12 protein-coding genes are annotated in these 12645 nt (G+C 64.6%); 6 read left to right on the top strand and 6 right to left on the bottom strand.

From position 1 onward, the window contains the following. The coding region (locus FBY03_RS23585; protein WP_178090718.1) for a hypothetical protein at nucleotides 1-155 on the bottom strand (155 nt) is incomplete at its 3' end. A gap of 400 nt (nucleotides 156-555) precedes the next feature. On the opposite strand from FBY03_RS23585, the gene FBY03_RS19510 reads away from it, so the two are divergent. Then, the gene (locus tag FBY03_RS19510; protein ID WP_147174016.1) at nucleotides 556-945 is read left to right on the top strand and encodes a DUF3461 family protein; all 390 of its coding nucleotides are present in this window, start codon (nucleotides 556-558) and stop codon (nucleotides 943-945) included. Between the two features lie 7 nt (nucleotides 946-952). Here FBY03_RS19510 and FBY03_RS19505 read toward each other — a convergent pair whose 3' ends face one another. Continuing rightward, nucleotides 953-1210, bottom strand: a complete 258-nt coding sequence (locus tag FBY03_RS19505; RefSeq protein ID WP_147174015.1) for a hypothetical protein — start codon at nucleotides 1208-1210, stop codon at nucleotides 953-955. 357 nt (nucleotides 1211-1567) lie between these two features. Here FBY03_RS19505 and FBY03_RS19500 point away from each other — a divergent pair, with 357 nt between their 5' ends. The 5 genes from FBY03_RS19500 to FBY03_RS19480 all read left to right on the top strand — a co-directional run bounded on the left by FBY03_RS19500 (nucleotide 1568) and on the right by FBY03_RS19480 (nucleotide 7962). Beyond that, a complete protein-coding gene (locus FBY03_RS19500; protein WP_147174014.1) occupies nucleotides 1568-2548 on the top strand; it encodes a MoxR family ATPase in 981 nt (326 codons plus the stop codon). A gap of 20 nt (nucleotides 2549-2568) precedes the next feature. Beyond that, complete coding sequence (locus FBY03_RS19495; protein ID WP_147174013.1) at nucleotides 2569-4296, top strand: cobalamin biosynthesis protein CobT; 1728 nt, start codon at nucleotides 2569-2571, stop codon at nucleotides 4294-4296. Nucleotides 4297-4871: 575 nt separating this feature from the next. Further along, nucleotides 4872-5885 (top strand): TRAP transporter substrate-binding protein, encoded by a 1014-nt coding sequence (locus FBY03_RS19490; RefSeq protein WP_147174012.1) that lies wholly within the window; start codon nucleotides 4872-4874, stop codon nucleotides 5883-5885. 168 nt (nucleotides 5886-6053) lie between these two features. After that, nucleotides 6054-6626, top strand: coding sequence for a TRAP transporter small permease (locus FBY03_RS19485; protein WP_147174011.1), 573 nt, complete (start codon nucleotides 6054-6056; stop codon nucleotides 6624-6626). Beyond that, on the top strand, nucleotides 6619-7962 hold the full coding sequence (locus FBY03_RS19480) for a TRAP transporter large permease (RefSeq protein ID WP_147174010.1): 1344 nt from the start codon (nucleotides 6619-6621) through the stop codon (nucleotides 7960-7962). Before FBY03_RS19485 ends, FBY03_RS19480 begins: the two co-directional genes overlap by 8 nt. Nucleotides 7963-8051: 89 nt before the next feature. Here FBY03_RS19480 and FBY03_RS19475 read toward each other — a convergent pair whose 3' ends face one another. From FBY03_RS19475 to FBY03_RS19460, 4 genes are all read right to left on the bottom strand, one after another. Continuing rightward, nucleotides 8052-9161, bottom strand: coding sequence for a dihydrolipoamide acetyltransferase family protein (locus tag FBY03_RS19475; protein ID WP_147174009.1), 1110 nt, complete (start codon nucleotides 9159-9161; stop codon nucleotides 8052-8054). Nucleotides 9162-9282: 121 nt separating this feature from the next. Beyond that, the gene (locus FBY03_RS19470; RefSeq protein ID WP_371920795.1) at nucleotides 9283-10275 is read right to left on the bottom strand and encodes an alpha-ketoacid dehydrogenase subunit beta; all 993 of its coding nucleotides are present in this window, start codon (nucleotides 10273-10275) and stop codon (nucleotides 9283-9285) included. Continuing rightward, nucleotides 10259-11356, bottom strand: a complete 1098-nt coding sequence (gene pdhA / locus FBY03_RS19465) for a pyruvate dehydrogenase (acetyl-transferring) E1 component subunit alpha (protein ID WP_147174007.1) — start codon at nucleotides 11354-11356, stop codon at nucleotides 10259-10261. The genes FBY03_RS19470 and pdhA overlap by 17 nt, the downstream gene beginning before the upstream one ends. Before the next feature lie 126 nt (nucleotides 11357-11482). Next, nucleotides 11483-12505 carry a Glu/Leu/Phe/Val dehydrogenase dimerization domain-containing protein gene (locus tag FBY03_RS19460; RefSeq protein WP_147174006.1) on the bottom strand — a complete coding sequence of 341 codons (1023 nt, stop codon included), beginning with the start codon at nucleotides 12503-12505 and terminating at the stop codon, nucleotides 11483-11485. Nucleotides 12506-12645: the final 140 nt, after the last annotated feature.

Below are 12645 nucleotides of genomic sequence, written 5' to 3'. Positions count from 1 at the left end.
TCGCGCATCGGCACGCGAATGTCCGGGCGCGAACCCTGCACATAGACCTTCTGCGAACGAGTAAAGGGCTGCACGGATTGCTGGTCGACCTGGGCGGACTCACTCAAGTTCGGACTGGGCTTCTTATTATTAGCCGACACGGAATTCTGACTCATGGTGGACTCCTGAATGGAATGCTGAAGGACGCTGCATAAATGAAAGGAAAACCTTAACCGCAAGCGCTGCCGCCCCCCCAGAGCCAGTGGTGCCAGGACCACAGATCCAGCGCCGACTGTGCCCGGCGCCTGGCCCCACTGGCCGGCCAGGGTTGGTCCTTGGCGGCCGACCAACCCTGGTTAAACTGCGCGCACCTCTCGCTTGACGAGAGTGGCCTCCTCACCTCGGCCCAGCCTGCCGCCTCGCGACAAGGCACCACGACCGAGGCCTGAACAACAATAACAATCCCGCCAGACAGCCCCGCGACCTGCTGCTACAGCCGGCCTGCCGCTGTCTGTTGCACATGCGCCACAGGAGCCGACTAACCCCGACAGACTCAATCACAGACGAGATACCGATATGACCGACTTCACGACCCTGAAAGAAATGGGCATCAGCTCCTTCGAACTCATCTCGCGCTTCAGCCTGCGCCGCGAGCACGACCGCGACGTGCTCAAGGTCTATTACCTGCGCCCCATCACCTCGTTGCGCCCGCACAGCCAGAAATTCACCTTCGCCCGGCCGCGCAACTCCATCCCGGGCCAGAGCCGTCACAGCCAGGCCTGGCAGCAACTGACCGATTGCAGCCCGGTGCTGCAGCAGGCCCTCGACGAGCTCAAGCAGCTGACCGGCACCAGCGAACAGCCACTCTCGCCCAAGCAAGAGCTGCTACAGGATTTGCAGCACCTGGAGAACGTGGTCGAGGCCAAGCTGGCGGAAATCCGCGAGAAAATCGAACAACTGAACTGAGCCTTCCTCAGGCACTAACCTGCTCGGACTGTTCGGCCTGGGGCTGCATCAGGCTGGCCATCTTGCGGCCGAACAGCTGAGCCAGCGCCTCGGGGTCGCCAGCGGCTTCGTCCAGCGCCTCGACCACGGCCTGCAGGGTCGGCCGGGTCTTGGCCAGCAGTTCGTCGATATAGAACTCTGGCGCGATGCTCGTGTGCGCCTGGTAACGGCGAAACAGCGCGAGGAGCTGCGGGTCCAGCTTGATCGTCAGCGTATCGGCGGACATCTGATTGACCTCTCAAGGTAGTTCGGCGGCAACGGCCGAGTGCTAAACAGGCTGTTGAAAAATTACTGCGCTCGACTATTCAGCGTTGGAATCATCCTCAAATGCTCATTTACAGCACGTAAACTGCGCTTTTCGGCCGATTCCGCCTTGCCTAGCCATCGCTCGCTACATTTTTCAACGGCCTGTTTCTGTCTGGCACCATCCTTAGCCGCCACCGCAGCAGACCATAGAGCCAGTTTTCGCCCGAACGTGGCACCAGCCGTCACTGGCCGCATCAGGTGCCGGTAACTGGTCCCTCTCCTGTCTCGACCACGCCCCTAGAATCACTGGCCATCCCCCGGCCCAGAGGCGACATCCATGACCGACCTGAATATCGAACCCGCCAGCCGTCTGGTCCCTGCCCGGGAGTTGTTCGGTATCGATTCCAGCATGCGCGTGCCGGTATTCCTCACGCCGAGCGAGCAGGTGCCGGCGATCGACCCGGCCTATCGCTTCAACCCGGAAGTGACCCTGGCGATCCTCGCCGGCTTCACCCGCAATCGCCGGGTGATGCTGCAAGGCCTGCACGGCAGCGGCAAGTCGACCCATATCGAGCAAATTGCCGCGCGGCTGAACTGGCCCTGCACGCGGGTCAACCTGGACGGCCACATCAGCCGCCTGGACCTGATCGGCAAGGACGGCATCGTCCTGCGTGACGGCAAGCAGGTCACCGAATTCCAGGAAGGCGTCCTGCCCTGGGCGCTGCGCCGGCCCATGGCACTGATCTTCGACGAATACGACGCCGGCCGCCCGGATGTGATGTTCGTGATCCAGCGCATCCTCGAGCAGGGCGGCAAGCTCAATCTGCTCGACCAGAACCAGCTGATCCATCCGCACCCCTCGTTCCGCCTGTTTGCCACCGCCAACACCGTCGGCCTGGGCAACCTCAACGGCCTGTACAACGGCACCCAGGTGCTCAACCAGGCGCAACTGGACCGCTGGAACATAGTCGCCACCCTGAACTACCTGCCCCAGGCCGAGGAAGTCGCGATAGTCGCCGCGCGGGTGCCGCACCTACTCGCCCGACATGGCGAGGGCTTGCTGGCGTCGATGGTGGCGGTGGCCGACCTGACCCGCCAGGGCTTCGCCGCCGGCGACCTGTCGACCCTGATGTCGCCGCGCTGCGTGATTTCCTGGGCGGAAAACATGGAGATTTTCAGCGACCCGGCGCTGGCCTTCCGCCTGTCGTTCCTCAACAAGTGCGACGAGGCAGAGCGACCGATAGTCGCCGAGTACTACCAGCGCTGCTTCGACCAGGAACTGGGCGAGTCGGCGCTGCCCCTGTTGGCCCTGGCCTGACCCCGCACAGGACAACCACCATGAACCAGCCACCACGCCGCGAGAAGCGCCAGCAACAGCTCGAAGAACTCTGCGCGGCGTCGCTGCGGGCGCTATCCGGTGAGCGGCGCTTGCGTTACCGCGGCGGCCGCCTGGAAGTGCAGGAGCGGCACTTCCCGGTGCGCGCACCGCACCTGCATCCGGACCCCGAGCGCGATGAATTCACAGCCTGGCGCGGGGTGGCCGACAGCCTGGCGCTGCGCCTCAAGCACAGCGATCAGGCGCTGGTCCGCCAGGTCCTGCCGGCGCAGCCCATCGCGCGCCTGGTGTTCGAACTGCTCGAACAACTGCGCGTCGAGTCGCTGGTGGCCGACAGTCACCCCGGCGTGCGGCGCAATCTGTTGCAGCGCTTTGAGCAGTGGAGCCAGCAGTTTCTCGACTCCGGGCAGACCGAGGGACACGTCGGCCTGCTGCTCTTCACCCTGGCGCAGATGAGCTGGATTCTGCTGTGTGGCGGGCGCGCCGGCGAACAGACCGAGATGCTCATCGAGGCGCCACGCCTGAGCCTGCTCGGCCATTTCGGCGCGGCCTTCGGTCTGCTGCGCCGCTGTCGCCACAACCAGGCGGCGTTTACCGAGCATGCCCTGCTGATCGCCGCCAAGGCGCAGGAACTGATCGAGCAACTGGATGCCGAACTGCTCGGCAACGACGAACGCAAGGTCTCGGAAGTCGCCGAAAAGACCCACCTGGCCTTCGCCCTGCTGCTGGACGTCGAGCAGGATGGCGACGGCGACGGCAGCATCAGTGGCGCTACTCAAGGCAACTCGCGCGGCGGCGAAGATGCATTCACCTACCGGGTATTCAGCCGCGACTATGACAGCGAGCGCAGCGCCGCCAGCCTGGTGCGCACCGAACTGTTGAAAGAGCTGCGCCAGCGCCTGGACCGCCGCCTGACCACCCAGGGCCTCAATCTACCGCGCCTGGGCAAACGCCTGGGCGCCCTGCTGGCCGCGCCGCGTCGCGATGGCTGGGCCTTCGCCCAGACCGACGGACAGATCGATGCAGGCCGTCTCAGCCGTCTGATCATCAGCCCCGAGCAACGCGAGATCTTCCGCCACGAGCACGAGCGTCCGCACAGCGATTGCGTGGTCAGCCTGCTGATCGACAACTCCGGCTCGATGCGCAACCACATCGAGCACATCGCCCTGCTGGCCGACGCCTTCAGCCGTGCCCTGGAACTGGCCGGTGCACGCAGTGAAATCCTCGGTTTCACCACCGGCCAGTGGAACGGCGGCCGCCCCCTGAAGCGCTGGCGCCGCATGGGTCAACCCGCCAATCCGGGGCGGCTCAACGAGCTCAGCCATGTGGTTTACAAGGACGCGGAAACCTCCTGGCGCCGCGCCCGGCCGAACATCGCCGCGCTGCTCAAATCCGACCTGTTCCGTGAGGGCATCGACGGCGAGGCGCTGCTCTGGGCGCGTCAGCGCCTGCTGCAACGCGACGCGCGGCGGCGCATCCTGATCATCGTCTCCGATGGCTGCCCGATGGACAGCGCCACCCACCAGGCCAACCAGCAGGACATCCTCGACCTGCACCTCAAGCAGGTGGCGCGGCAGATCGAGCAGGAAGGCCACATCGAACTCTACGCCCTCGGCGTCGGCCTGGACCTGAGCCCCTATTACCGCCACAGCCTGGAGCTGGATCTGTCGCGCAGCCTGGACAATGCGGTGTTCGACGAAGTGCTGCAGCTGTTGGCGCGGCGCCGCTGAGCGGGCATGGGCAACGCACTGCGCTGGCGTGCCGTCTCGAAATGAAGACTCTGCACAGATCAGGGTGAAACGAGTCAGTCGTTAGTAGGCACTCGCGCAGCCAATGCTGGGTTACGCCGCGCCAGACTCGCTGTTTCATCGGTCAACCACACAGGCGTCTAAACCAGCCTACGGAATTGGCCCGGCAGCGCTGGGTCAGCGCCACCAGGCAATACTCCCGCCATCCTGCAAAGCATGTTTCCAGCCTGCGCACTGGCCCACCGAGGCCTAGCGCTAATGGCCGTGCCAGAGCGCTTCACGTATATTTTTTGACCTCCGCCACGCTGGCCCCAGAAACGCCGCGAATGTGGTCCTAAACAGCGCCGTACCCTGGGAGGACTATTGAACCCGGTCGAAGGGAAACGACGGGGATGTTTTCAGTGAGGCTGACGTCGCGCAGAGTACAGCCTCACTGTCGTCGCCCTGAGACACTCACCCCAAGCGTCCCGCCGAGTTCCTGCAGACCCGGCGGCTCGTCGCAACAGATCCACCCTGCACTTTCGTAGCCAACAACAACTACAACGGAGTACGCAGTTATGACACCCAGCAAGAACTTTACCCGCCCCCTGGCCCTGGCCCTGTGCCTGGTTGCCGCCGCCATCAGCAGCGGTCTTCAGGCCAAGACCTTCCGCGTCGCCGTGGGCGATGGCGCCGGTGGCACTCAGCATGAACTCGGCCTCAAGTTCGCCGAGGAGTTCAAAGCCAGAACCGGCGGTAAACACGATGCCAAGCTGTTCCTCAACGGCCAACTGGGTAGCGAAGAGGACACCGTCAGCAACGCCGCCATGGGCACCCTGGACTTCTCCATCCTGGCGATCAACAACGTCACCCCCTTCTCCCCCTCGGTCGGCGTGCTCACCCTGCCCTACATGATCCAGAGCCTGGATGATGCGGTGGCCCTGACCCAGAGCGAGGTTGGCCAGACCATGATCGACAACACCGTGCGCGACGCCGGTGTGCGCATCATTGGCTGGGCCTACTCGGGCTTTCGCGTGTTGACCAACTCCAAGCGCCCGGTGACCACGGTCGAAGACCTCAAGGGCCTGCAGATCCGTGTACCGAAGAACGAGATCATGATCGACACCTACCGCGCCTGGGGTATCAACCCGACGCCAATGGCCTGGTCGGAAACCTTCACCGGCCTGCAACTGAAAGTGGTCGATGGCCAGGACAACCCCTACATCACCGTGTCGGCGATGAAGTTCGACGAGGTGCAGAAGTACGTCACCAACCTGCGCTACCTGTTTTCCATCGAGCCGTTGATCGTCAGCGAGTCGATGTTCCAGGAGCAGTCGCCTGAAATACAGCAAGCCATCCTCGAAGCCGGCAAAGCCGCTACCCAGCACAGCGCCCAGTGGCTGGTGGAGCAAGAGGGCAAGATCAAGCAGGAGCTGACCGCCAAGGGCATGGTCATCGCCGACCCGGCCGATGGCGAGAAAGAGTGGATCGATCGCGCCGTGTCCCAGGTGTGGCCGAAATACTATGAGCAGCTGGGGGGCAAGGATAAGCTGAACAATGCTCTCAAGGCGCTGGGTCGCGACGCGATCTAAGCCTCTGCGCGAGGGCTTAGTGCCCTACAGTGCAAGCGTCGGTCGGCTGAGCCGCCCGACGCCCTCGACTCAGAACCGCCAGCCCGCCAACCGGCCCAGCCTGGCTATTCGTTCCACGCGGTGAAGCGCTGCGCCCTGGCCCGGGTGCAACGCTTCGGGAGGCGCACCATGAAACCGGCCAGTACCCTGTTCAAGATCATCGACAACCTGGAAAACTACATCTGCCGCACGCTGCTGGCACTGTTTGTGGTCATCCTGTTTGCCCAGATCCTCAGCCGTAACCTGTTCAACCATTCGATCTCCTGGACCGAAGAACTGGTCACTTACATGTTCGTCTGGTTCGCCTTCTTCGGCGCCAGCTACGCCGCCAAGCTGGCAGCCCACAACCGCGTCACCTTCCAGTTCAAGTTCATGCCACGCAAAGTGGCGGTGGGCCTGGAAGCGCTCTCCGACCTGATCTGGGTCGGCTTCAACAGCTACTTCGTCTACCTCAGCGTGATCTTCTTCATGAAGGCCAATGTGTTCTGGAAATCCCAGACCCTGGGCATCCCGATGAAGTACCTGTACCTGATCCTGCCCATCGCCTTCAGCCTGATGACCCTGCGCGTGCTCCAGGTCAATTATTACAAGCTGGTCAAGGGCATCGACATCCGCGACCCGGAAACCGCGGAACTCGACAAGATCATTCACGAGTCCGCACAGCACGACGACAGCCAACTCCGGGAGCGGGTCCATGGTTGATACCAATATTGTCTATATCCTCTTCGGCTCCTTCCTCCTGCTGCTGCTGATCGGCACGCCGATCAGCATCTCCCTGGCGGTCTCGGCCCTGGCCTCGTTCGTCTACCTGGGCGAGAACCCGATCAAGTTCGTGCAGATCGCCTTCACCTCGGTGGGCTCCTTCCCGCTGATGGCGCTGCCGGCCTTTATTCTCGCCGGTGCGCTGATGGAGGCGGCGGGCATCTCGAAACGCCTGGTGACCCTGGCGGAAAGTTTTGCCGGGCCGATCACCGGCGGCATGTCCGCCGCCGCCGTGATGGCCTGTCTGTTCTTCGGCGCCATCTCCGGTTCCGGCCCGGCCACCACCGCCGCGGTCGGCATGCTGATGATCCCGGCCATGGTCAAGCGCGGCTACGGTAAGGGTTATGCCTCGGCGATCACCGCCTCCTCCGGTGGCCTGGGCATCATCATCCCGCCATCGATCCCGATGGTGATCTTCGGCATCTCGGCCATGGGCATGCTGCCGTCTTCCGATGCGATAGCGAAGTACGGCGAATTCGGCTCGGTGTCGATTCCCAAGCTGTTCATCGCCGGGGTCGTGCCCGGGTTGATGCTGGCCGGCGGGCTACTGCTGATGAACTACTTCCGCTGCAAAAAGCTCGGCTACACCGGCAGTGGCGAAGGCTGGTCCACGACGAAGATCCGCAAGGCCTTGCGTGATGGCTTCTGGTCGATTCTCGCGCCCTTCGTGATTCTCGGCGGCATCTACACCGGGCTGTTCACCCCGACCGAATCGGCCATCGTGGCGATCTTCTACACCCTGTTCGTCGGTCTGTTCATCCATAAGGAACTGCACATCAAGGAGCTGTTCAAGTCGCTGGAGACCACCACCTGGATCACCGGGCGGGTGCTGGTGATCCTGTTCACCGCCACGGTGTTCGGCCGCCTGCTGGTGGAGAACCAGATTCCGGCCATAGTCGCCGATTCGATGCTCAGCCTGACCGACAACCTCTACCTGATCTGGATATTGATCATCGGTTTCCTGCTGTTCGTTGGCATGTTCATGGAAACCCTGGCGGCGATCATGATCCTCACCCCGGTGATTCTGCCGATCGCCTACAGCCTGGGCATCGACCCGGTGCACTTTGGCATCGTGCTGATCTGCTGCCTGAGCATCGGCTTCATGACCCCGCCGATGGGCGAGAACCTGTTCATCGCCTCCGGCATCTCCGGTACGGCGATCGAGGACATCTCGCACAAGGCGCTGCCCTTCGTGGCGATCCTGACCATCGCCACCCTGATCATCGCCTACGTGCCGGCGATCAGCCTGACCCTGCCCGCTCTATTGGGTTATTGACGACCCTCACCTAGCAAGTAATCGGGGTCGCCAGCGCAGTGCACGCTGGCGACCCCGACTTGCGTTGCGGAGCATGCGGCGGCCAGCAATCAGCCGTCCGGTTGCTCCAACGCCTGCACCAGCGCCTTGAGAAAACGCGCCGCCTCGCCGCCGGTCACCGCGCGATGATCGAAGGTCAGCGACAACGGCAGGATCGGGTGCACCACGACCTGGCCCGCCACCGCCACCGGCTCGTCGCGAATGCCGCCGGCACCGAGGATGGCCACCTGCGGCGGCACTATGATGGGGTTGGCGTAGCGGCCGAACAGGGTGCCGAAGTTGGACAGGGTAATGGTCGCGCCCATCATTTCCTGCGGTGGGATCGAGCGCGCCTTGACGTCGGCGCGCAGGCGCGCGGCGCCCTCCTTCAAATCCTCGGCGCTGCGCGCACCGACATTACGCAGCACCGGGACGAACAGGCCCTCGGCGCTGTCCACGGCGATGCCCAGGTCGAGTTGCTCATGCTGTTTGATCGACAGCGATTTGCCGTCGAACCAGCTGTTGAGTATCGGCTCGACCGCACAGGCCGCGGCGATGGCCTGGGCGATGCGTATCAGCGGGTCACGCGCCTGGACCCAGCGGTGCAGGTCGGCATCGCCGACGATCATCACCGGCACCACCTCGGCATGCGAGCGCGCCATGTTGATCGCCATGCTGCGCCGCACACCGCGCAGCTTCTCGCCGCCGAACTTGTCGCGCGCACTCTGGGTAGCGGCCTCGACATCGGCCCGGGTGATCAGGCCATCCGTGCCGCTGCCACTCAGGCCACTCAGGTCGACGCCCAACTGGCGCGCCAGCTGACGCACCGCCGGGGTCGCGCGCGGCGCCAAGTGTTCGCGGGTCGAGGGTGCGGCGCCGACGCAGAAACTGTCGTCCTGGGCTTCGCCACCGCCCTCCAGACGCCCGACCACGGTGCCGGCATCGGCCTCGCCCTCGTAGGCCAACAGCGGTTCGCCGACATGCAGGATGTCGCCCTCGGCGCCGAAGGTCTTCAGCACCACGCCGTCATAGGGCGCCGGAATATCGACGATGGCCTTGGCGGTTTCCACCGAGACCAGCAACTGATCGGCCTTGACCTCGTCGCCGGCCTTGACGTGCCACTCGACGATCTCGGCTTCCTGCAAGCCTTCGCCCAGGTCGGGCAACTTGAAATATTTCATGATGGTCTCCCGATTTCACCGCTCTCGGTGGGAGCGGCCTTGGCCGCGAATGGCTGCAGAGGTGATGACCTGATCGCGGACAAGTCCGCTCCCACAAGAAGCCGACTCGCATCTACACCGCTCATGCGTAATTCAGTACCGTCTCGCTGGCCGCGAGGATGTCCTCGACGCTGGGGATATACAGCTGTTCCAGGCGGTACAGCGGCGGCGGAATATCCGGCGCGGTGACCCGCTGGATCGGCGCCTGCAGATCCAGCAGCGCACGCTCGTAGAGGCTGGCGGCGATCTCCGCGCCGACCCCGCAGCTCTTCGGCGCCTCGTGCACGATCACGCAACGCCCGGTCTTGCGCACCGAGGCTTCCAGGGTATCGAGGTCCAGCGGCTTGACACAGGCGACATCGATCACCTCGGCGGACACGCCCTGCTCGCTCAGCCGCGCGGCCGCCTGCAGGGTTTCATGCACACTGGCGCCCCAGCTGATCAGGGTCAGGTCGCTGCCCTCGCGCAGGGTGAAACAGCTGTCCAGCGGCAGGCGCTGGCCGTCGTCGGCCAGCGCCTGGGGGTTCATCCGGTAGAGCCGGGTCGGTTCGAGGAAGATCACCGGATCGGGGTCGTCGATCGCCGCCAGCAACAGGCCGTAGGCGCGCGCCGGCGAAGACGGGATGACCACGCGCAGGCCGGGAATATGGGCGAACAGCGCCTCGGTGCTCTCGCTGTGGTGCTCCGGCGCACGAATTCCGGCGCCCATCGGTGTACGCAGCACCAGCGGGCAACTCAGGCGCCCACGGGTGCGGTTGCGCAGGCGGCTGGCATGCGACACCAACTGGTCCAGGGCCGGGTAGATGAAACCCATGAACTGGATTTCCATCACCGGTTTCAGCCCTTGCGCCGCCATGCCCACCGCCAGGCCGGCGATCATGGTCTCGGCCAGCGGCGTATCGATCACCCGCTTGAAGCCGAAGGCCTCGCGCAGGCCGGCGGTGGCGCGGAACACCCCACCGTTGACGCCGATGTCCTCCCCCAGCACCACCACATTGTCGTCCTCGCGCATGGCCCGGTGCAGGGCCAGGTTGACCGCTTCCAGCAGGCTGATTCTTTCACTGGCCATCTTCATTCCCTCCCTGGCTGCGGGCGGCGCGTTCCAGAAATAACTCGCGCTGCTCGGCCAGCACCGCCGGCCACTGCGCATAGACATAGTCGAAGACAGTCTCCGGCGCCTGGTTGCCGGCCGCCTCGAAGGCGTCGACCGCTTGCTGCACCAGCGCCTGGCACTCGGCGATCAGCGCCTGTTCGCGGCGCTCGTCCCATACACCCTGGGCGGCGAGATAGGCTTGCAGGCGCTTGATCGGTTCCTCCTGCCAGGCCTGCTTGACCTCCTCCGCGCTGCGGTAGCGGGTGGCGTCGTCGGCGGTGGTGTGATCGCCGAGGCGGTAGCTCAGGCACTCCAGCAGCACCGGCCCCTTGCCCTGGCGCGCGCGCTCCAGGGCCCGCTGCATCCGTTCGTAGACCGCCAGCACATCGTTGCCATCGACCTGCTCGCCGTGGAAACCCGCACCTATGGCCTTCTGCGCCAGGGTCGGCGCGCCGCACTGGATGCGCCGCGGCACCGAGATCGCCCATTGGTTGTTGTTGACCACGAAGACCACCGGCAGCTGCCAGGCGCCGGCGACGTTCAGCGCCTCGAGAAAATCGCCCTTGCTGGTCGCGCCATCGCCGCAGGTGGTGACGGTGACCCGGTGCTCGCCGCGAATCTTCATCGCCGTGGCCACGCCGCAGGCATGCAGGGCCTGGGTGGCAATCGGCACACTGAGCGGAAAATCCTGCGCCACCGCCGGGTCGACATAGGCACTGCCGCGTTCGTCGCCGCCCCAGTAGAGAAGAATTTCCTCCATCTTCACCCCGCGCATCAGCTGCACGGCGGTGTCACGGTAGTACGGCACCAGCACATCCTCGGGGCGCATCAGGCTGCCGATGGCTACGCCCATGGCCTCCTGGCCGAGGGTCGGCGCGTAGGTGCCGATGCGCCCGGTGCGCTGCATGGCCACCGCTTTCTGATCGAACAATCGGGTCAGCACCATCTGCCGGTACAGACGACCGAGCAGCTGGAAATCGTCGGCCCAGGCGGGCAGCGTGCCGAGCAGGCGGCCCTCCGGATCGAGGTAGCGGGTATAGGGCAGTTTCAGACTGTCGGGCATGGTTGGGCTCCTCGACACCTTGTGAATGTCTGATCGCGACCCGCGGCTTGTGGCGGCGGGGTTGTCACGTTCTCGCAACGGTTTAGTAGCCATTCCGCGCGGCGCTGCAACGCCGGCTCGGCACTCTCAGCTGGGGTACAGCAAACGCTCGGCCAAGGCATCGGCGACGCGCGCGGGTGAGCGCTTGTCAGCCTGGGCATGGGCGTACACCTCGGTCAGGCGCAGGCTGATCTTCGCCAGGTGCGCGGTGATCGCCGTCAGGCTTTCGCCGCGGTGCTTGAGTGCGACGTAGATCAGGCCGCCGGAATTGATCACGTAATCCGGCGCATAGAGAATCCCGCGGGCTTGCAGCGTGTCGGCGATATCGCCGCTGGCCAGCTGATTGTTGGCCGCCCCGGCCACCGCCGAACAACGCAGTTGACTCACGGTTTCGGCATTCAACACGCCGCCCAGACCACAGGGCGCGAGGATGTCGCAGGGCGTGCCGAGCAAGGCCGCACTCGCCACCGGATGCGCGCCGAGTTGCTCGACCGCCAGCTGCACCCGCCCGGCATCCAGATCGCTGACCAGCAGTTCGGCACCCGCGGCGTGCAACTGTTCGGCCAGGGCGAAACCGACATGCCCGAGGCCCTGAATGCCGACGCGCAAACCTTCCAGGTCGTCGCTGCCCAAGCGCGCCAGGGCGGTCGCGCGAATCCCGGCGAACACGCCCATGGCGGTGTGCGGCGACGGGTCGCCCTCACTGGTGGTACTGGTGACATGGTTGGTGTGCTGGGCGATGCAGTCCATGTCGGCGCTGGAGGTGCCGCTGTCCATCGCGGTGATATAGCGGCCATTGAGGGTTTCGATAAAGCGACCAAAGGCCTCGAACAGCGCGCCGCGATTCGCCACGTGCGCCGGGCGGATGATCACCGCCTTGCCGCCGCCTTGCTCGAGACCGGCCAGTGCAGCCTTGTAACTCATGCCCTGGGCCAGTCGCGCGGCATCGCGAATCGCACTCTGCTCGTCGGGATACGCCAGGTAGCGGCAACCGCCCAGCGCCGGGCCGAGGCGGGTGTTGTGGATCGCGATAATCGCCTTGAGGCCCGTGGCCGGGTCCTGCGCCAAGTGCAGCGCCTCAAGCCGCGCGGTTTCCATGATGGCGAACATGCTACGGCTCCCTTAGTGATGATTACAGCCAGTATAGGCAGCGTCCCTGAAGGTGCCCGCTCGACCACGCATAAGCCTGCCGACGAGCAACGCCAACCTGCATAAGCGGCAGGGCGACTGAGAAACTATCTGCTGAAGCG

Origin of the sequence: Pseudomonas sp. SJZ079 (assembly GCF_007993865.1) — a bacterium.
Classification (GTDB): Bacteria; Pseudomonadota; Gammaproteobacteria; order Pseudomonadales; family Pseudomonadaceae; genus Aquipseudomonas.
The sequence above is the reverse complement of the archived record's forward strand: the minus strand, read 5'-3'. Positions and strand labels throughout refer to the sequence as shown.